Origin of the sequence: Streptomyces sp. NPDC093586, from assembly GCF_044764905.1 — a bacterium.
Lineage (GTDB): Bacteria > Actinomycetota > Actinomycetes > Streptomycetales > Streptomycetaceae > Streptomyces.
Map to the genome: position 1 here is coordinate 1 of NZ_JBIWJA010000045.1, position 21606 is coordinate 21606.

8 protein-coding genes are annotated in these 21606 nt (G+C 74.2%); all 8 read right to left on the bottom strand.

Translation table 11 applies throughout. The annotated features are described in order from the left end of the window. On the bottom strand, positions 1 to 3176 hold a 3176-nt coding region (locus ACIRFH_RS31545), incomplete at its 3' end, for a beta-ketoacyl synthase N-terminal-like domain-containing protein (protein ID WP_403528323.1). 196 nt (positions 3177 to 3372) lie between these two features. Then, a complete protein-coding gene (locus ACIRFH_RS31550) occupies positions 3373 to 5076 on the bottom strand; it encodes a glycoside hydrolase family 1 protein (protein WP_403528326.1) in 1704 nt (567 codons plus the stop codon). Positions 5077 to 5316: 240 nt separating this feature from the next. Next, positions 5317 to 6495: a macrolide family glycosyltransferase gene (locus ACIRFH_RS31555; RefSeq protein WP_403528329.1), complete on the bottom strand. Its 1179-nt coding sequence runs from the start codon at positions 6493 to 6495 to the stop codon at positions 5317 to 5319. A gap of 94 nt (positions 6496 to 6589) precedes the next feature. Then, complete coding sequence (locus ACIRFH_RS31560) at positions 6590 to 7105, bottom strand: DinB family protein (RefSeq protein WP_403528332.1); 516 nt, start codon at positions 7103 to 7105, stop codon at positions 6590 to 6592. A 156-nt stretch (positions 7106 to 7261) separates the two neighbouring features. Further along, entirely contained in the window at positions 7262 to 7780 is a 519-nt protein-coding gene (locus ACIRFH_RS31565; RefSeq protein ID WP_403528335.1) for a DUF3291 domain-containing protein, read from the bottom strand. A 2-nt stretch (positions 7781 to 7782) separates the two neighbouring features. Continuing rightward, on the bottom strand, positions 7783 to 9084 hold the full coding sequence (locus ACIRFH_RS31570) for a cytochrome P450 (RefSeq protein ID WP_403528338.1): 1302 nt from the start codon (positions 9082 to 9084) through the stop codon (positions 7783 to 7785). Beyond that, positions 9081 to 9956, bottom strand: coding sequence for an alpha/beta fold hydrolase (locus tag ACIRFH_RS31575; protein WP_403528341.1), 876 nt, complete (start codon positions 9954 to 9956; stop codon positions 9081 to 9083). The genes ACIRFH_RS31570 and ACIRFH_RS31575 overlap by 4 nt, the downstream gene beginning before the upstream one ends. Beyond that, on the bottom strand, positions 9949 to 21597 hold the full coding sequence (locus tag ACIRFH_RS31580) for an amino acid adenylation domain-containing protein (RefSeq protein WP_403528344.1): 11649 nt from the start codon (positions 21595 to 21597) through the stop codon (positions 9949 to 9951). Before ACIRFH_RS31580 ends, ACIRFH_RS31575 begins: the two co-directional genes overlap by 8 nt. Positions 21598 to 21606: the final 9 nt, after the last annotated feature.

A 21606-nucleotide genomic window follows, 5' to 3' on the forward strand; every position in this document is an offset into this window, starting at 1 on the left:
TCGAACGCCTCCCGGAACACCGGGAACGCCCCGTACAACGCACGCCCCATCCCCAACCGCTGACTGCCCTGCCCCGTGAACAACACCGCCAGACCCCCGGAGACGGCGGTCCCCTCCACGACATCCGGATGGGCCCGACCCCCGGCCAACGCCCGCAACGCCACAACGGCCTCGGCGACGGACCCGGCGGTGACACCGGCCCGATACTCGAAATGCGTACGGTGACGAGCGGCGGTGGCGGCGACATCGAGGAGGTCGCCCTCGGTGGCGCCGTCGAGGCGGTCGGCGAGCAGCGCGGCGTTCGCGGCGCGGGCCTGTTCGGTCTTGCCGGACACGGTCAGGGTCAGGGGCGCGCGACGGGCGGTCCGCTCCTGGCGGCCGTGCACGGCTCCCCAGTCGATGTCGTGCCCCTCGCACCACAGCCGCGCGGCGAGCTCCTCCAGGTCGCGGCGGGCACTGCGGTCACGGCGGCAGGTGGCGAGGGCCGCGGAGCGGGTGTCACCGAGGTCGGTGAGGGTCCGCTCGACGGAGTGCCGGGCGACGGGGTGCGGGGCGATCTCGACGACGCGCAGCCCGCGGGTGGCGGCGGGCCGGGCGAGGGCGAGCGCGGTCACCGACTCCGCCAGCAGCATCGGCTCGCACATGTTGCGCGCCCAGTAGGCGGCGTCCAGTGCGGTGCCGTCGACGTGGTCGGCGAGCACCGTGGAGAAGAAGGGGACGGACGTGGTGCGGGCGCGCACCGTGCCGAGGCGCCGCAGGAGTTCGGGGGCCAGGTCGCGCAGGGTGTCGCTGTGCGAGGCGTAGTCGATGTTGACGCGCAGGGTGCGCACGTCGCGCTCGGCGAGGAGGCGTTCGAGTGCGGTGACGGCGTCCAGGGGCCCGGACAGGCAGACCTGGCCGGGGGCGAGGTGTCCGGCGACACTGATGCCGGGGACGGTGTCGCGGGCCAGCCCGGCGGCCTCGTCGACGTCGAGGTCGCAGACGGTCAGGGCACCGAGGCCGGAGGCGCGTTCGGTGATCAGCGCGGACCAGGTGGTGATCAGGCGGGCGCCCTCGTCCAGGTCGAGGGCGCCGGCGACGACGGCCGCGGCGACCTCTCCGACGCTCTGTCCGAGCACGGTGTCGGGCTCCAGGCCCCAGGCGGTCAGGGTGCGGGCCAGGGCGATCTGCACGGAGAACAGCACGGGCTGGACGACGTCGGTGCGGTCGAGCCGGGAGCGGGCGTCGTCGGCGAGCAGTTCCTCGGTGACGGACCAGCCGGTGTACTGGCGTACGGCGTGGTCGCAGGCGTCCAGGGCGGTGCGGAAGGCGGGTTCGGCGAGCAGGTCGCGGCCCATGCCGAGCCACTGCGAGCCGTGGCCGGAGAAGAGGAAGGCGAGCGGGGGGCGTTCGCCGGTGCGGACCGGACCCGCGAGGAGGTCGGCCGTGGTGCCGGTGACGGCGGCGACGGCGCGGTGGGCGCCCTGCTCCCGGGCCGGGGTGCCGGGCGCGGCGGCCGTGGCGGTGCCGGCGAGGGCGGTGACGGTGTCGTGCAGCGCCTGCTCGTCGTCGGCGGCGACGGGCAGGAGCGTACGCCGCCGGTAGGGGGCCTCCTCCAGGGCGACGTGGGCGTTGGTGCCGCCGAAGCCGAAGCCGCTGACTCCGGCGTAGCGGCGGGGGGCCGCGGGCCAGGGCTGGTGCTCGGCGACCACGCTCAGGCGGTTGCGCTCGAAGTCGATGTGCGGGTTGGGCTCGTCGAAGTGCAGGCTCGCGGGGAGCTCGCCGTGGTGCAGGGCGAGGGCGGTCTTGAGCAGGCCGACGACACCGGCGGCTGGCTCCAGGTGGCCGAAGTTGGTCTTGGCGGAGCCCAGGCGCAGCTCTTCGGTGCGGCCTTCGGCGAAGACGGTGCCGAGGGCCTCCGCCTCCACGGGGTCGCCGAGCAGGGTGCCGGTGCCGTGCGCCTCGACGTAGGAGACGTCCCGCGGTTCCACTCCGGCGTCCTGCCAGGCGGCGCGCAGGACGTCGGCCTGGGCCTGCGGGTTGGGGGCGGTCAGCCCGTTGGAGGCGCCGTCGTTGTTGACGGCGGTGCCGCGGATGACGGCGTAGACGCGGTCCCCGGCGGCGAGCGCGTCGGACAGGCGGCGCAGGACGACGACGCCGCAGCCCTCGCCGCGGACGTATCCGGCGGCGCCGGCGTCGAAGGCGCGGCACTGGCCGTCGGGGTTCATGCCGCCGAACTTCGTCATGGCGACGGTGGTGTGCGGGTGCAGCATCACGTTGACGCCGCCGGCGAGGGCGAGGTCGCTCTCGCCGCGGCGCAGGCTCTGGACCGCGAGGTGGGTGGCGGTGAGGGAGGAGCTGCACGCGGTGGCGACGGCCATCACCGGGCCCTGGAGGCCGAGGGTGTAGGCGATGCGGGCGGGGATGATCGAGTTGTCCCAGCCGACGGCGGAGTGGGTGCCGATGGCGTCCGGGTCGGCGCCGGTGGCCAGGTGGTACTCCTGCGCCATCGCGCCGAGGAACACGCCGGTGCGGCTGCCGGACAGGGAGCCGGGCACGATCCGGGCGTCCTCCAGGGCGGCCCAGGCGACCTCGAGCGCCATGCGCTGCTGGGGGTCCATGTGCCGGGCCTCGGCCGGGGAGATGCGGAACAGTTCGGCGTCGAAGCGGGAGACGTCGTCGAGGAAGCCGCCCCAGCGGGTGCTCATCCTGCCGGGGGCGCGGGGGTCGGGGTCCAGCCACTCCTGGGCGTTCCAGCGGTCGGCGGGCACCTCGCGGACCGCGTCCAGGCCCTCGCACAGGGCCTGCCACAGATGCTCGGGCGTGTCGACGCCGCCGGGCAGCCGGCAGCCGAGGCCGACCACGGCGATCGGTTCGCCGTCGTCGGCGCGCACCCGGGCCGCCGGGGCCTTCGGGGCGGTGGCGGCGCCGGTCAGATGGGCGGCGACGGCGGCGATCGTCGGGTACTGCCACACCACCCAGCCGGGCACGGGCCGGCCGAGGTGCTGCGAGAGGGCGGCGACGAGGGACACGATCCGCATCGAGTCCAGCCCGAGGTCGCGCAGCGGCCGGCCGGTGTCGACGGATTCGGGCGTCACGTCCAGCAGGGCCGCGACCGACGTCCGCAGGAAGGCCGTGATGTCCTCGGCGGAGGTCGCGTCCTGGCCGGTGCCGCTGTTCACCTGGGCATAGCTCATCTGCTCATCCTCGAAGCTCTCGAAGCGTGTTCCAGCGCGTTGAAGCGGACCGGTGCCGGGCGCGTGTGGGGGTGCACGGTGCCCGTCCCACCGTCGGCGGCCGCTCTGGATACCGGGTGGAGCCGTACTGCGTCCGCCGCGCCCGCGCCCGGTGCCGGTGCGGCACCCGGGCGCGGTGGCGGCGGGAGCCGGCGGGTCAGTCCCTGCGGACGCCGGCCGGGGGCGCGACGGCCGCCGGTGCCGGGGCGCTGTCGCCGCCCGGCTCCGGGCTCAGCGGGCCGTTGCCGCCGTAGGCCGCGCGGATGGCGGGCGTCAGGGAGCGGGTGCGGGCGATCTCGGAGTAGACGGTCGCGGCCTCCGTCGGGATGCGCTCCATGGTGGTGCGGTCCACCCGGTACAGGCCGAAGCGGGCGGTGTAGCCCATCAGCCACTCGAAGTTGTCCAGCAGGCTCCAGTGGTAGTAGCCGCGGACGTCGACGCCCTCGGCGCGCACCCGCTCGATCTGCTGGAGCGCGCGGACGGTGAACTCGGCGCGGCGCTTGCCGGACTCGGTGGCGATGCCGGACTCGCTGACCACGAGCGGGACGCCCGGGAAGCGGGCGGCGAAGTCCTTCAGGACCGGGTACAGGCCGTCGGGGTCGGACTCGTAGCCCATGACGGGCACGAAGTACGACGGGTCGAGCAGCGGCAGGCAGGGGGCGTTGCCGCACACGTTGACGTCGATCACCGGCAGCGAGGGGGCCGCGCCGTCGGGTTCGGAGACGCCCGTGCGGTCGTACAGCTGGATGCCCAGCCAGTCCATCGTGCCCTTCCACTCGGGGTGGGCCTCGTCGGCGGTGCCGTCGAAGTCGGCGTCGAAGCTGCCGTTCTTCAGCGAGTTGAGGAAGTTCAGCTCGAAGAAGTAGCGGAAGCGGTCGCGGGCGGCGATGTCCCGCGGCTCGGTGCTGATCTTTCCGTCACGGACGGCGACGTACTGCTTGACGCTGGCGGTCAGGCCCACCGCGGAGGCGCGCCCGTCGCCGTCGGCGTCGACGCGGTCGTACTGCTTGATCGCCTTGTACATGGCGGCGTGGGCGTTGACGTACTGGCGGAAGGCGGGCACGAACTTGGTGGAGAAGTTGGTGGGCAGGTCCGCCTTGCCGGGCGGGCCGGCGCCGAAGGCGTGCGAGAACAGCATGTAGACCATGGGCTCGTTGACCGTGGCCCACTCGTCGACGCGGTCGCCGAAGCGCTCGGCGAGCAGCTTGGCGTGCTCGGCCATCTCCTTGACGACCAGCGGGCCGCCCTGCGGGTGGTCCAGGCCGCACAGGTTGGTGTCGGAGGGGCCGGCCGCGCAGCCGGGGTCCCCGGGGTCGTCCACCCAGACGGGGTTGGTGTAGTGGTGGACGACGATCATCGGGCGTATGCCGCGGGCGAGGAGCGCGTCGATCTGGTCGCTGTAGTGGTCGAGCGCGGCCTCGTCGATCTGGCCGCGCCGGGGCTCCACGCGGGCCCATTCGATGCCGAACCGGTAGGAGTCGACGTTGAGGTCTTCGAGCAGGCCGACGTCCTCGAGCGCCTTGCTGTAGCCCTTGACGCCGTCGCCGACGAACGGGCTGCGGCCCATGCCGTCCGGGGCGGGCTGGGTCCACTTGTACCAGTCGGTGTCGGGGTTCAGGTCCTCGATCTGCGTGGCGGAGCTGGACACGCCGAGACGGAAGCTGCCCTTGCCCGAAGGGGCGGTCAGTGAGCCGATCCGGGCGAATGTGCTGCCGCGGTGGTGGCCGGCGGTGTCGGCCGCCGTGGTGTCGGCCGCCGTGGTGTCGGCCGCCGCGGTGTCGGTGCCCGCGCCGGCCACGGCGACGGGGGTGAGCAGCCCCAGGGCCAGGACCACGCCCGCGATCTTGAGAAGTCGCTTCACGGTGCCTTCCAGGTGAGAGACGGATGAGACACGGGTTGCTCCGCATGAGGCATGAGGGCAGTCCCCCGCACGCTGTCACCCTGGGCGCCGCCGCTCGACATCCGCTTGAACCTGCCTCGGCCCGCCTTCCTCGAGGGGGTTCGCGGACACGCGCGGGGGCCCGTGTCCCGGAGCGGTGTCCGGGGCACGGGCCCCTGTCGGTGCGAGCCGTGGGCTCGGTGCGAGCCGTGGGCCGCCGGCTCAGCGCGAGGCGGCGAGGAAGGTCTCGATGGCGTCGGCGGCGACGGCGGGTCCGTCGATCGCCTGCATGGACGCGCTCAGGGAGCGCACCCGCTCGGTGACGGCCGCGTCGCCCGCGACCTGCTCGACGGCCGCGCGCAGGCTCTGCGCGGTGGTGTCGTCCTTGGCGAGGTGACGGCCGAGGCCCAGCTCGTCGACCCGCATGCCGTTGGCCTTCTGTTCGTTCATCTGCGGGATCACCACCATGGGCACGCCGTGGTAGAGCGCCTCCATGGTGGAGTTCATGCCGCCGTGGGTGACGAACGCCCGGGCGTGCCGCAGCACGTCGAGCTGCGGCACGTGCCGGTGCACCTGGATGTGCGCGGGCAGTTCGCCGAGCGCCGCCGGGTCGACGTGGTCGCCGACGGCCATGACGACGTCCCACTCGAGGTCGCGGAACGCCTCGACGGCCGCGGAGAAGAACTCCGGCCAGCCGGTGGCCGCCGTGCCGAGGGAGACCAGCAGCACCGGCCGCTCACCGGAGGGCTGCCAGCTGCCCTGGAACGAGCGGTCGCCCAGGCACGGCCCGGCGAAGACGAAGCGCTCGTCGAAGGTCTCCCCCTCGTAGTGGAACTGACGGGGCATGAAGACGATGCCGAGCTTCTCGATGCCCTGGAAGAACGCCATCGGGTCGGCGGGCAGGCCGAACTCCGGCAGCAGCGCCGTCAGCTTCCCGATCATGTCCATGACCTGCGGGTCGGAGTACTCGGCGAGCGGGAACTTCTCCTGGACCGAGAAGTGCTCGTTCCACGCGTACGACGGGAACAGCCGGACCACCGGGATGTCGTTCTTCGCGGCGTGGAAGCGGGCTCCCCAGGCCATGAAGTCGTGCGCGATGACATCCGGCTTGTTCTTCTCGTAGAACGCGCCCACCTGCTCCACCAGGGACGTCGCCTCGTTCAGACAGCGCAGTCCCTCGCCGGCGTTCGCCTCGGCCGTGTACGGACTCCGGTAGAAATCACCGAAAACCGATTCGTAGACGACCGGTTCGGCACCCACTCCGGTCACTGCCGGAACGAAATGCTCGGTCACCGTGCAGGTAACCCGGTGACCGCGCTTCACCAGTTCTTCCACGACCCCCAGCGTGGGATTCACATGGCCGATCGCCGGAAAGTTGAAAAAGGCGATGTGAGACGACATGAGTTTTCTCCTCCGAGGCGCGTCGGACGCTGCGGGCGAATTCCTGCTTCACCGTAGCAGCGCCCCGGGGCGACGCGCCCCGGAGTGCGGCGGCCTAGAAGGGAACGTGCTTTCCGAGCGCCACCCGCAGGCAGCCGATCTGGCCGCAGTGGTAGGCGTCGTGCATCTGGATGATGGCGAGCGCCTTCCCGAGGTTCTTCAGCCGGTCGTCGCCGAAGGGCTCCAGCGGGGACTCCCTGTCCAGGTCGGCGGGGGCGAGGCCCGCCACGAACTCGCGCATACGGGCGTGCACGGCCTTGTAGAGGTCGATCATCTCCTCCAGCGACGGGCCGATGGACCAGTCCTGGTTGTCGTTGCCGGCGTAGCGGCGCGAGAACTCCTCCGTGACCAGCGACTCGGTGCCCTGGTGCAGGGTGGAGAAGTAGTCCGTGGAGCAGGTCAGGTGCCCGAGGAACCACACCAGCGGCTTGTGCGGGGCCGGGGCGAGACGGGCGGTGGCGTCGTCGAAGTCCTCGGCGAGCTGCAGGACCATGCCGTGGGCGAGGTCGAAGCTGTGCAGGAAGTGGTCGGTGAGGGCCTGCGGCGGGGCGGCCTCGATGGTCGCGGTCATGTACCGGACTCCTCTCGGTTCGTTTCAAGCGTTCTTCAGGGATGTTGCCAAGGAATTCTCGAATCCCTCTGGAACCGGTGTCGAGTGGTTCCGGAGGGATTCCCCAGCGATTCTCCAGCGGCTCTCAAGCCGTTCTCGAGCGGTTCCTGGACCGGCTCACTCGCCGGGTGACGCGAATGCGCTCGGTCCGGGATCCCGTACGGCCGCGAGCCGGGCCCGCGACTCCTCGAACGTGGGAAGTACGGTGGTCTCCTCGGAAATCCAGTGAGCGCCCTCCCAGTCGAACATGAGCTCTTTCACCCGGCGCGCCGCCACCATGTGCGGCTCCGATTTCATGAAGCCGCGCAGCGCCGCCTCGTCCTCCCAGATGCTGAGGCTGCGCGTGCTGTTGAAATTGTTCTCGGAAATGGCCAGGGAAACGGCCAGCAGACCGGGCCGCACATACAGTTCCTCGAGGATCGCCTCGTTCAGCTGGATGGCCACCGGCTCATGTCCCGGCTTGGGCCAGCCGACCGAGGTCGCTATCAGGTGCCGGCCGCGCAGCGGTTCGCGCAGCAGTCCCGTCTCCGGGTCCACCGCGGGGCCCGTCCACGGGGCCACCACGTTCAGGTCGGACTCGTCTCCGTCGGCGAATTCCTGCAGCGTGGTGGGAATCGGCCGCTGGCTGTCTGTCATGGTCAGTGCTCCTTGCGTCGTACGACGAGCCGCTTGATCTCGGCCGCCTGGAGGTGCAGAACCCCGAACTCGGGCCGGCGCACGGCCTCCAGCTCCGCGAGCACGGGGACGACCGCCCGCAGCACGGCCCGCAGTTCGAGCCGGGCCAGGTGCGAGCCCAGGCACACGTGCTCGCCGTGCCCGCCGAAGGCCACCTGGGCGCGCGCGTCCCGCGTGATGTCGAAGCGGTGGGGGTCGTCGAAGACCGACGCGTCGCGGTTGCCCGCCGGGTACCACATGGCGACCGTCTCGCCCTTGCGGATGCGCTGCCCGCCGATCTCGGTGTCCTCACGGGCGGTGCGCACGAAGTTCACCGCGATCGACGTCCAGCGCAGGATCTCCTCCACCGCGCCGTCCACCAGCGAGGGGTCCTCGCTCAGCAGCCGCAGCTGCTCGGGGTGTTCCAGGAGTGCCTGGACACCGCCGGTGGTGGCGTTGCGGGTGGTGCCGATGCCCGCGACCAGCAGGTTGAAGATCGTGTAGAGGATCTCGTGGAAGGCCAGCGGCTCGCCGTCGATGCGGGCGCGGGCCAGCCGGCTGAGCACGTCCGTGCCGGTGCCGTCGATCTGCCCCATGCGCTCCTGCACCAGCTGCGCCACATAACCGTTGAGGGCGGTCATGTTGCGGGCGAAGGTGGCCTCCGCGTCCTCGCCCTCGCGCTGGTTCTCCGGGTCGGCGGCACCCGTCGTGCCCTCCGTCCACTCGAAGATGTCGTCCCAGTCCTTCAGCGGGGCGCCGACCAGCTCGCAGATCGCCGCCACCGGCAGCCGGGCGGACAGGTGGCGGGCCACGTCGGCCTCGCCGTGCTCGTCGAGCCGGGCGGTGAACTCGGCGACGTACCCGCGGGCCAGCTCGTGGAAGCGCTCCTCCAGCTCGGCGATGGCCTTCGGGGTGAAGCAGGGGGCCATCACCTGGCGCAGATGGCGGTGGCGGGGCGGGTCCATGTACGACAGGGCCGGCGGCAGGTCGGGGCCGTGCCCGAACATCCGGGCGCGCTGTTCGAGCTGGATCTCGAACATGTCGACGGCCTCGGCGGTGTCGAGGGTGACTCGCTGTGCGCTGGAGAAGATCTTCGGGTTGCGGGACACCCAGGCGATGTCCTCGTGCCGGGTCAGCACCCAGAACGGCTCGAATCCGGGCCGCCGGTACCAGAACACCGGCGCCTCGCGCCGCAGCAGGTCGAACTCCGCGTACGGGTAGCCGCCGGCCGCCGCGTAGGCGGCCTCGTCGGTGATGTCGAGAGAGTCGAGGGTGAGCATGGTCATCGGTCCTCAGCAGGGGCGGGCGTGTGCTCGTTCAGGAAGGAGACGATCGTGGCCACGGTGTCCGCACGGCGGTCGGCGTCGGCGTGGCCCGGGTCCAGCAACCGGGCGCCGGGCACCTCGTCGGCGAGCCGCTTGGCCACGCCCTCCGGACTCAGCGGGCCGTCCCCGGCGAGGACCAGCAGCGGGCGGCCGAGGCCGGCCGGCCACTGCTCGGGCACGGAGAAGTACGGCGAACCGGCCGGCCACATGCCGTCGCGGTGGCGGACCAGGGAGACGATGTAGCGCTCGCGGCGCAGCGCCGCGATCTCCTGCCGGAACTCCGCGTCGGCGGCCAGCCGTGCCGCGTACGGGCCCGCCTGCGGGTTGCGGGTGAAGCTGCCGTCGCGTTCGGCGGCGGCGAGGACACCGGCGATGCCCTCGGCGCGGGCGTACCGCATCGGCTCGTCATAGGTGCCGAGGAAGTCGCCGAGGGTGTTGGAGGCGTCGAGCCCGACGGGCCGCTCCGCGACCACGGACCGCACCCGGGCGGGGGCGTCGTGGGCGAGCCGCCACGCCACCGCCGTACCGGAACCGGCGGCGACCACGTGCGCCTCGGCCACGCCCGCGTCGTCCAGGACGGCCACCAGGTCGGCGGCGTGCTGCTCGTAGGAGAAGGGCTCGAACGGCACGGCCGCCGAGCGGCCGGTGTGCCGCAGGTCCACGCCGACCACCCGGAAGCGCCCGGCGAGTTCGGCGACCGGGTGGTAGAAGTTCTCCTCCCAGGAGGCGCTGTCGCTGCCTGCGGCTCCGTCCGCCAGGAGCAGCACGGGGAAGCCGTCGCCGTGCACCTCGTAGTGGATCCGCGCCCCGTCGGGGCGGACTGTCTCAGGCATGGGGCTCCTCCAAGGTTGCGATGTGCCTGATCACGTTCATGAGCTGGTCCGCCATCGCCTCGGTGTTGACGATCGGCGCGGCGTGGGTGCCGTCGATGGCGGTACGGGTGAAGGGGCCGTCGGTCAGTTCTTGCCACACCTGCATGGCTCCCGCGGGCAGCACCGGGTCGTCGCTGCCCTCCACGGCGAGGACCGGCACCCCGAGCGGGGCGCGGGAGACGCCGCGCAGCACGCTGCGGTGACTCTCGGCGAGGACGGTGTCGGCGCGCAGCCGGTCGACGTACTCGGCGAGGAGTTCCTCGCTGTCGAGGATCTGGTCCGGCAGCAGTCCCCGGAAGATCCCGGCGAGTTCGTCGAGCGCGACCTGGCCGAAGTCCCCGTCGGCGGTGAGTTCGGCGAGCCGGGCGAGCCCCGCGGTCGGCTCGGCGAGCGGTGGCAGCGCGCACGCGGCGACCAGCGCCAGCGGCGGCACGCCCGGGCGGTGCGCGAGCCGGTGCGCGACCTCCCAGCACAGCCACGAGCCCTGGCTGTGGCCGTAGAGCACGACCGGCACGTCGAGCAGCTCGCCGAGGGCGGCGACGACCTGGTCGGCGACGGCCATCATGTCGGTCACCGCCGGCTCGTCCGCCCGGGCCTCGCGGCCGGGCAGCTGGACGCCGATCAGCTCGACGTCGTCGGGCAGCTGGCGCACCAGCGGCACGTAGCCGCCGGTGGTGCCGCCCATCCCGGCCACGCACAGCACCCGGGCGCGGGGCCGCTCGGCGGGCTTGAGCACCCGCAGCCACGACCCGGCCGCGGCCGGCCGGCGCTCCCCGGCCGGCGCGGCGTCCTCGGGCCGCAGGTCCTCGAGCAGACGGGCGGCGATGCCCGCGCAGCTGGCGTGCCGGAGGATCAGCTCCGTGGTGACCGGCAGCCCGGTCACCCGGATGAGCTGGTTGCGCAGGGTGACGGCCATCAGGGAGTCCAGGCCGATCTGCTGCAGCGGCTGCTCGTCGGGCAGGTCGCCGGCCGCGACGCCGAGGACGGGCACGACCTCGTCGCGGACCAGGCCGGTGACCGTGCGCAGGCGCTCCTCGGCGTCCTGCGCGGCCAGCCGCAGGCGCAGCTCGCGTCCGGCCCCGGGGTCCTCGGCGAGGCCCTGCTCCGGGGCGGGCCGGGCCTCGTCGATGCCGTCGAGCAGCGGGCGCGGCCGGGCGGCGCGATAGGCGGGGGCGAACACCGTCCAGTCGATGTCGGCGACACCGAGCGCCACGCTGCCGGAGCGCAGCGCCAGGTCGAGGGCGTCCAGCGCACGGACGGGCGGCATGGAGCGCAGGCCGCGCGCGCGGGCGGCCTGCTCGGCCTCCTCGGAGACCATGCCGCCGCCGGCCCAGCCGCCCCAGTGCAGCACGGTGGCGGGCAGGCCCTGGGCGCGGCGCTGCCGGGCGAGGGCGTCCAGCGCCGTGTTCGCGGCGCCGTAGGCGGCCTGGCCCGCGCCGCCCCACAGGCTGGCGCCGCTGCCGTACAGCAGGAAGGCGTCCAGGTCGACGCCGGTGAGCGCCTCGTGCAGATACCGGGCGCCGAGCACCTTCGCGGCGATCTCGTCGGCCGCCGCCTCGGCGGTGAGGTCGCCCACGGCCGCGAGGCGGGAGACGCCCGCGAGGTGGGCGACGACGGACAGCGGGCGGGCGGTGTCGGCGGCGCTGCGGGCGACCAGCGCGGCGACCTGCCCGCGGTCGGTGACGTCGCACGCCTCGAGGGCCAGTTCGACGCCCCGCTCGGCGAGTTCGGCCGCGAGGGCCTCGGTGCCGTCGGTGGCGGCGGCACGCCGGGAGGCCAGCACGATGCGCTCGGCGCCGCGATCGGCGAGCCGGCGGGCCAGGTGCAGACCGAGCGCGCCCTGCCCGCCGGTGATCAGCGCGGTGCCGCGGGTGGTCCAGTCGCCGCCCGCCGCGCGGGGCGCGGTCCGCTCCAGACGCCGCACGAACCGGCCGGCCGGGCGCAGCGCGCACTGGTCCTCGTGGTCGCCGCTCACCAGCGCGGCGACGACCTGGGCGGCCCAGCCGTCGTACGGCTCGGGCGCGAGGTCGAGGGTGCCGCCCCAGCGCAGCGGGTCCTCCAGGGCCGCCACCCGGCCGAGGCCGCCGACCAGCGCGGCGGCCGGGTCGGGGACGGTGCCGTCGGCGGCGACCGCGCCACGGGTCAGCGCCCAGAGGGGAACGGCGAGCGAGGTGTCGCCGAGGGCCTGGAGCAGGGCGAGCGCGGCGAGGAAGCCACGGGTGGTGCCGCCCGGTCCGGCGGTGACGTCCAGGGAGGCCAGGGTGAGGACCGCGTCCGGCGGCTCGGGCAGCGCGGCGAGCGCCGCCGCGGCTGCCTCCCGGTCCGTCGTGCCGGGCATCCGGTGCACCCGGGCGCCCGCGGCGCTCAGCGCCTCCTCGAGCGCGTCGGCAGCCTGCTCCTCGCCCTCGACGGTGACCAGGGCGATGCTGCCGGGGACCGCGCGCGGCTCACCCGCGGGCACCGGCCGCCAGGTGTCCTCGTACAGCCACCCGGCGATCCGCGAGTCGGCTCCCTGGCGCCGCCACCAGGAGTTCAGCAGCGGCAGCAGCTCCTCGATGCTGCCCCGCAGCCGCTCGGGGGCGTCCAGCAGTTCGGCGATCGTCGCGGCCTCCTGGTCGCCGACGGCGTCCCAGAACGAACGGTCGACCGCCGCGTCCCGGGCGGGGCGGGTGTCCTCGAGCCAGTAGCTACGGCGCTGGAAGGCGTACGTCGGCAGTGCCGCGACCCGGGCCTCGGGCAGCACCCGCGTCCAGTCCACCGCGTGGCCGTGGGCGTGCAGCACGCCCAGGGTGCGCAGGAACTCCGTGTGCCCGCCGTGGCCGCGGCGCAGCGTGCCCGCCACGACGGCCCGCTCGCTGCCCTCGGTCAGCGGCATCGCCAGCACCGGGTGCGGGCTGACCTCGACGAAGCTCTCCAGTCCCGTCTCGAGCAGGGCCTGCTGGGCGAGGTCGAGGCGGACCGGCTCGCGCAGGTTGCGCGACCAGTAGCCGGCGTCCAGCGCGCTGCCGTCCAGCAGGCCGCCGGTCACGGTCGAGCAGAACGGGATGTCGCCCGGCCGGGGGGCGAGTGCGGCCAGTTCCGCCTCCAGGGCGGGCAGCAGGGCGTCCATGTGGTGACTGTGCGAGGCGACCGGCGCCTCCAGCTTCCCGCACACCACGTCGTCGTCGTCCAGTTCGAACAGCAGGTCCTCGATCGCCTCGGCCTCGCCCGAGACCGCCACCGACGACGGGGTGTTGACGGCCGCGACCGACACCGTCCCGCCGAACCGGGCGATCCGCTCGCGCACCTGCTCCAGCGGCAGCTCCACCACCGCCATCGCGCCCACGCCGGCCACGCCCTGCAGGGCGCGGCTGCGCACCGCGACGATCCGGGCGCCCTCGGCGAGGGTGAGCGCTCCGGCCACCACCGCCGCCGCGACCTCGCCCTGCGAGTGGCCGACCACCGCGGCCGGCTCCACGCCCAGTTCGCGCCAGGCCGCGGCGAGGGCGACGTACAGGGTGAACATCACCGGCTGGTTGACGTCCAGCCGGTCCATGGTCAGCTCCGGCGCGGCCCGGTCCAGCAGCACGTCGGTCACCGACCAGCCGGTGAGCCCGGCGAGGGCCGCGTCGCACGCGCCGACCGTCTCGGCGAACGCCGCCGACCGGTCGAGCAGGTCGCGCGCCATGCCGTCCCACTGGGCGCCCTGGCCGGGGAAGACGAACACCGGTCCGCCCCGCGGCCGTGCCGTGGCCCGGGTCAGCGCGGCGTGCGAGCGGTCCTCGGCCAGCGCGGTCAGCGCCTGCACCAGCTCCGGCACGTCCGACGCGGTGACCGCGGCCCGGTGGGTGAAGTGCGTCCGGCGGGTGGCGGCCGTACGGGCCACGTCGCCGAGCGCGGTGCCGGGGTTGCGGCGCAGCCAGTCGGCCCAGCGCCCGGCCTGTTCGGCGAGCGCCCTCTCGTCGCGCGCCGACAGCACCACCGGCAGGGCGGCCGGAGCCGGTGCGGGGGGCGCCGTGTCGCTCGCGGGGGCCTGTTCCAGCACCAGGTGGGCGTTGGTGCCGCCGATGCCGAACGAGGACACGCCCGCCCGCCGCGGGCCCTGCTCCTGCTGCCAGGGCCGGGTCTCGGTGTTCACGTGGAACAGGTTGGGGTCCATCCCCATCTCGGGGTTGGGGTGCTCGAAGTTCAGACTCGGCACCAGCTCCCCGTGGTGCACCATGAGCGCCGCCTTGATCAGGCCGGCCACGCCCGCGGTGGCGTCGGCGTGCCCGATGTTCGTCTTCACCGAGCCGATCGCGCACGGCTCCTCGCGCTCGACGGCGCCGAACACCTGCTGCAGCGCCTGCACCTCGATCGGGTCGCCCAGCGCGGTGGCGGTGCCGTGCGCCTCGACGAAGCCGATGGAGGCGGCATCGACCCCGGCCGCCGCCTGTGCCTCGGCGATGACGTAGGCCTGGCCCTGGACGCTGGGGGCGGTGAAGCCGGCCTTGTCGGCGCCGTCGTTGTTGACGGCGCTGCCGCGCAGGACGGCGTACACGGTGTCCCCGGCCTCGACGGCGTCGGCCAGCCGGCGCAGCACCAGCACACCGGCGCCGCTGCCGAAGACGGTCCCGGCGCCCTTCTCGTCGAAGGCACGGCACTTGCCGTCGGGCGAGACGACCAGGCCCTCCTGGTGCACGAAGCCCTGTCTGAGCGGGATGGTCAGCGAGGAGGCGCCGACCAGGGCGACGTCGGACTCGCCGCGCAGCAGGCTCTCGCGGGCCAGGTGGGCGGCCACCAGACCGGTGGAGCAGGCGGTCTGCACGGTCAGCGCGGGGCCGCGCAGGTCCAGCTTGTGGGCGACGCGGGTGGCCAGGTAGTCGCTCTTGCCGCCGATCATCGAGCGGTAGAACGACGACAGGTCCTCGGCGGGCTCCTGCGGGTAGCCGCCGTAGCCGGTGCCGCCGAAGACGGCCACCTTGCCGTCGAAGGTGCGCGGGACGATGCCGGAGTGCTCCAGTGCCTGCCAGGCGCACTCCAGGAACAGCCGGTGCTGCGGGTCCATCACCAGCGCCTCGGCGGGCGAGTAGTCGAAGAACGCGGCGTCGAACAGGTCGGGTCCGTCGATCAGGCCGCGGGCGCGCACGTAGTTCGGGTCGGCGAGTTCCTCCTCGGTGGCGCCCGCCTCGCGCAGTTCGTCGTCGGTGAAGCGGGTGATGGACTCCACCCCGCCGCGCAGGTTGGTCCAGAAGGTGTCCAGGTCGGGGGCACCGGGCAGCTTGCAGGCCATGCCGACGACCGCGACCGCGTCCTCGCCGTCGCGCTCGCGCCGGGCCGCCGCCCGCTGCCTGAGCAGCGTCGGCGCCGAGCCGTCGCGCAGGTACGCGGCGAGCCGGCGCACGGTCGGGTAGCGGAACAGCGCCGACAGCGGGAACTCCCGTCCCAGGCCCGCACAGATGATCTTGTGGGCCTGCAGGGCCGTCATGGAGGTGGCGCCGAGCTCGAAGATGCCCTTGTCCGGGTCGATGTGCGCGGTGTCCAGGACCTCCGCCCACGCCCCGGTGACCAGCCCCTCCACGCTGTCGCCGTCCGCCGCCGCGGTGGACGGCGCCCGCGTCTGCGGCGCCTGGAGCGCGAGCAGGGCGTTCCGGTCGACCTTCTTGTTCGGGGTGTGCGGCAGCTCGTCCATGCGGACCAGCCGGGCCGGGACCATGTAGACGGGCAGCCGGCCGGCCAGCAGCGCCCGCACGTCGTCCTCGGCCACGGTGCGGCCGGTCGTGTAGTACAGGCACAGCCGGGGGTCGCCGGGTATGTCCTCGCGCACCACCGCGGCGGCCTCGGTGACGGCCGGGTGCTCGGCGGCGACCGCCTCGATCTCCCCCAGCTCGATCCGGTGACCGCGCAGCTTGACCTGCGCGTCCACCCGCCCGCAGAACTCCAGGCTGCCGTCGGCCCGGTAGCGCACCACGTCACCGGTGCGGTACATGCGCCCGCCCGGGGTGAACGGGTCGTCGACGAACCGCTCGGCGTTCAGCTCGGGCCGGTGCAGATAGCCGCGGGCCACCTGCAGGCCGCCGATCCACAGCTCGCCCCGGGTGCCGCGCGGCACCCGCCGCCGGTCCGCGTCCAGTACGTACAGCACGTTGTTGACCAGGGGTTCGCCGAGGGCGACCTCGCCGGGCCGGACGTCCCAGGCCGCCGACCACACGGTGGTCTCGGTCGGCCCGTACATGTTCATCACGTGCGGGCACAGCCGCAGCAGCCTGCGGGCCAGGCCGCGGTCGAGGGCCTCGCCGCCGACGAGCATCCGGTCCAGGCCCTGCACCAGGGCGCGTCCGTCGGTGTCGGCGAGCAGCATCCGGGCCAGCGACGGTGTGCACTGCAGGTGGGTGGGGGCGTAGGGCAGGTAGTCCGTCCAGGCGGCCGGGCCGCCCTGGGCGACGACCACGCGGTAGCCGCGGGTCAGCGTCCACAGCAGTTCCAGGGTGGAGATGTCGAACGACAGGCTCGTCACCGCCAGCCAGGTGTCGCCCGCGCCGCCGCCGATCCGCTCGTCCATCGCCGAGCAGAAGTTCGCGAACTGCGCGTGCTCCAGCTGCACGCCCTTCGGCAGTCCCGTCGACCCCGACGTGTAGATCACGTACGCCAGGTCCGACAGTTCCGGCAGCGACTGCGGCTCCGGGATCTCCGCGTCCGGCGGGAGGTCCGGCAGGGCGTCCGCCAGCAGCACCTGGACCCGGTCGTCGGCGATCTCCCCGGCGCCGTCGCGGGTGGAGACCACCACGCCGAGCCGGCTGTCGCCGATCACGTGCTCCAGGCGGGCCTTGGGGTACTCCGGGTCGAGCGGTACGTACGCGCCGCCGGCCAGCCAGGTCGCCAGCACCGCCACCACCAGGTCGGCCGACCGGGGCAGATGGACACCGACCAGACTCTCGCGGCCCGCACCCGCCGACCGCAGGTGCCCGGCCATCGCCCACGCCCGCGCCAGCAGCGCACGATAGGTCAGCTCACCGTCGTCCGTGACCAGCGCCACCGCGTCCGGAGCCGTCCGTGCCCGGGCCACGATCCGTTCCAGGGCCGAGGGCGCCGACACCGTCCCCGAAGCCGTACCGCCACGCTCGCGCAGCCACGCCAGCCCGGCGTCGTCGATCACCGTCAGCTCGCCCACCGGCCGCGCGGCGTCCGTCACCACGTCCGCCAGCAGCGCCCGCAGGCCCGCGGCCAGCCGCAGCGCCGACTCCTCGTCCAGCACCCCCGGCAGGAACTCCAGTTCGCCGCGCAGACCGCCTCCGGCGCCCGGCGCGAGGGTGAGGCCGACATCGGCCTTGGCAACCCCGCGCGGGCCGCCGCCGACGGCACCGTCCTCGGTGGGGGTCCAGGCGTGCGCGCCCTCGCCGAGCTCCGGCAGCGCGGAGGCCCGGTAGTTGAAGACGGCGCGGAACAGCGGGTTCTCCTCGCCGGTACGCGCACCGCCCGAGACCCGCACCAGCTCCGTCAGCGGTACGTCCTGTCGCTCCAGCAGCTCCAGCACCCTGGGCGCGGTCGCCGCCAGCACGTCCGTGAACAGCGGGTCGCCGTCCAGCTGGAAGCGCAGCGGCAGCGTGTTGACGAGGAACCCGGCGAGCTGCTGCGTCCCGGCGAGCTGACGGTTCGCCCACACCGTGCCGACCGCGAAGTCCCGCGTGCCCGTGGTCCGCGCCAGCAGCACCGCGAACGCGGTCGCGTACACCGTGTACGGGGTCACCGACGCCCGCGCCGCGATCTCCTCCACCCCGGCGTGCACGTCGGCGGGCACCGCGAGGGGCACCGAGCCGCCCGGCCCGCCGTCCGCGGGCGGCAGGTCCAGCCGGCCCACACCGTCCAGCGCGGCGGCGAGGCTCTCCACCGCGGGGGCGAAGCGGCCGTCCTCGACGGCGCGTCGCTCCCACAGCGCGTAGTCGCCGAGCTGGAAACCGTCGGCTCCCACCGCGTTCTCTGCGGCCTCGCGGCCCTCGGCCGCCGCCCGGTAGGCGTCGTGCAGCTCCCTGGTGAGCAGGGTCAGCGACCAGCCGTCGGTGACGGCGTGGTGCAGCGTCAGGCACAGCAGCCCGCCCTCGGGCACCTCCAGCAGGGTGCAGCGCAGCAGGCTCGGGCCGCCCAGGTCGAAGGGCGTGGTCTCCTCGCGCGCGAGCCGCTCGTCGATCTCCTCGGGCGTGGCGCCGGTGAGGTCCTCGTGCGTGAACGGCAGCACGGGGTCGTCGTGCACGACCTGCACCAGCTCGCCGTCACGGGACTCCAGGCCCGTGCGCAGCGCCTCGTGCCGGGCCATCACCCCGCGCAGGGCGTCCGCGAGGAGCCGCGGGTCGAGCGGGCGGGCGGTGTGCAGCACGAGCGGGGTGTTGTAGCGGGCGCTGTCCGGGTCCATCAGTTCCAGGAACCACAGCCGCTTCTGCCCCTCGGTGGCCGGATACACCCCGGTGCGGTCGGCGCGCTCCAGCACCGGCCGGGCGGGCGCGGCGTCCAGGTCCAGGTCCAGGCCCAGCAGGTGGGCGGCGATGTCGCGGGGGGTGGGGTGCTTGAAGGCGAGGTTGGTGGGCAGCTCGGCGTCGAGGAGTTCGACGAGCCGGTTGCGCAGCTGGAGCGCCATGATCGAGTCCAGGCCCAGCTCGGGCAGCCGTTTGCCGGCCGGCACCGGTTCCGGCGCGCCGAGCACCGCGGCCGCCTCCCGGCTCACCGTCTCGCACAGCGCCTCGGCGCGGGCGTCCTCGTCGAGCGCGGCGAGCCGCGCGCGCAGCGCGGACGGGCCGGGGGCGCCGGAGCCCGCGTCCCCGTCGGCCGTGGCGGCGGGGGCGGCCGTGCGGCGGGTGCCGGGGGCGGCGAGGTGGTGGCCGACGACGTCGGTCCAGTACGGGCGGTGCTGGAAGGCGTAGGTGGGCAGCTCCGCGGCGCCGGAGCGCGGCAGTGTGCCGAGGACCGCCGGCCAGCCCACCGCGCACCCTTGCGCGTGCAGGGCACCCAGCGAGCGCAGCACCTGGTCCAGCCCGCCGTGCCCGCGGCGCAGGCTGCCGACGACCGCGCCCTCCGCCTCGGCGGTCGCGCTGGTCAGCGCCATGCCGAGCACGGGGTGCGGGGAGATCTCCACGAACACGTCGAACCCGTCGGCGACCAGCGCGCGCAGCGCCCGGTCCATACGGACCGTCTCGCGGGCGTTGCGGCACCAGTAGGCGCCGTCCAGCGAGGTGCCCTCCAGGACGGCGCCGGTGACGGTCGAGTAGAACGGCACGCTCCAGCCGGCGGGCCGCAGCCCGGCGAGCTCCTCGGCGAGCCAGGGCAGCATCGGGTCGATGTGCGCGCTGTGCCCGGCGGTGTCGGAGGCGATACGGCGGCTGAAGACGTCCGTGTCCGCGAGCGAGGCCAGCAGCGACTCGACGGCGTCCACGTCGCCGGAGACGACGGCGGACGCCTCGGTGTTGACCACGGCGATCGACAGCGCGGCGCCGTAGGGGGCGATCAGCCGCTCCACCTCGGAGACCGGCAGCTCCACCAGCGCCATCGCGCCCCGGCCGCTGCACTCGCGCAGCTGTCCCTGGGAGCGCAGCGCGGTCAGCCGGGCGCCGTCGGCCAGCGACAGCGCGCCCGCCACGACCGCGGCGGGCACCTCGCCCTGGCTGGAGCCGACGACCGCGGCGGGCTCGACGCCCAGCGACCGCCACACCGCCACCAGGCCGATCATCACCGTGAACAGGGCGGGCTGGAGCACATCGATGCGCTCCAGGTTCAGCTCGGCGTCGGCCTCGCCGCGCAGCACGTCGAGGACCGACCAGCCGGTCCACGGCCGCAGGGCGGCGTCGCACTCCTGCGCGGCGGCCCGGAACACCGCGCTCTCGGCGAGGAGTTCACGGCCCATGCCCACCCACTGCGAGCCCTGCCCGGGGAAGACGAAGACGGGCTTGCCCCGCTCACGGGCCTCACCGGTGACGACCGCGGGGTGCACGGCGCCGTCCCCCAGCGCGCGCAGCGCCTCGGCGGCCGCGGCCGGGCCGTCGGCGTACACGCACGCCCGGGCCGGCAGCTGCGCGCGATGCAGCGCGGCGGTGCGCACGACGTCCTGCCAGGCGGTGTCCGTGCCGTGCTCCTCCAGCCAGCCCGCCCAGCGGGTCGCCTGGGCGCGCAGCGCCTGCGGGTCGTGGCCCGACAGCAGCAGCGGCAGGGCGCCGGCCCCGGCGGTCTCGGCGGGCCCGGCGGTCTCGGCGGTCTCGGCGGTCTCGGCGGTCTCGGCGGGCCGCGGGGCGGGGGCCTCCTCCAGGACGACATGGGCGTTGGTGCCGCTGATGCCGAACGACGACACCCCGGCCCGGCGCACGCGTTCGCCGCGCGGCCAGGGCACCGGCTCCCGCAGCAGTGCCAGCCCGCTGCCCTCCCACGGGACGTGCGGGCTGGGCTCGTCGGCGTGCAGGGTCTTCGGCAGACTCTCCTGCTGCAGCGCCAGCACCATCTTCATCACCCCGGCCACACCCGCCGCGGCCTGGGTGTGCCCGATGTTCGACTTCGACGAGCCCAGCCACAGCGGCCGGTCCGGGTCGCGTTCCGGGCCGAACACCTCGGCCAGCGCGCCCGCCTCGATGGGGTCGCCGAGCGGGGTGCCGGTGCCGTGCGCGTCGACGGCGTCGATGTCCGCCGGGTTCAGCCGCGCGGCGGCCAGCGCGTCCCGCACCACCCGCTGCTGGGCGGGCCCGTTGGGCGCGGTCAGACCCTGGCTGCGCCCGTCCTGGTTGACGGCCGACCCGCGCACCACGGCGAGGATCCGGTCCCCGTCGCGCTGCGCGTCCGACAGCCGCTTCAGCACGAGGATGCCGACGCCCTCGGACCAGATGGCGCCGTCGGCGGCGGCCGAGAAGCTCTTGCAGCGCCCGTCGGGCGCCATCGCGCCGAGCCTGCTGGACTCCACGAACATGGCGGGCGAGCTCATCACCGTCACGCCGCCCGCCAGCGCCAGGTCGCACTCCCCGGTGCGCAGCGCGGCGACGGCGGAGTGGATGGCGACCAGCGAGGAGGAACAGGCGGTGTCGATGGTCAGCGCCGGGCCCTGCAGGCCGAGCGCGTACGAGACACGGCCGGAGACGACACTGCCGGAGATACCGGTGCCCTGGTAGCCGTCGAGGACGTCGAGGGGCGCGTTGCCGGTGTCGTAGTCGGAGCGCATGCAGCCCAGGTAGACGCCGGTGCGGCTGCCGGTGAGGGCGTCCGGGCGGATCCCGGAGCGCTCCAGCGCCTCCCAGGACGCCTCCAGCACCAGCCGCTGCTGCGGGTCCATCGACACCGCTTCGCGCGGTGAGATCCCGAACAGGTCGGCGTCGAACTGCTCCAGATCGTCCAGGAACCCGCCCTGGTCGGCGTAGCTCTTCCCGGCGGCCTGCGGGTCGGGGTCGTACAGGTCGAGTCCCTCCCAGCGGGCCGGCAGCGGCCCGATGGCGTCGCGGCCCTCGGCCAGCAGCTGCCAGTACTCGTGCGGTGTGCCGACCCCGCCGGGCAGCCGGCAGGCCATGCCGACGATCGCGGCCGGTTCGCGCAGCCGCTCCTCCAGTTCGGCATTGCGCTGCTGGAGCTGCAGGACTGCGGCCATGGCCCGCCGCAGCCGGTCCTCGTTCGCCTGGGCGTTCATCTCCGCCAT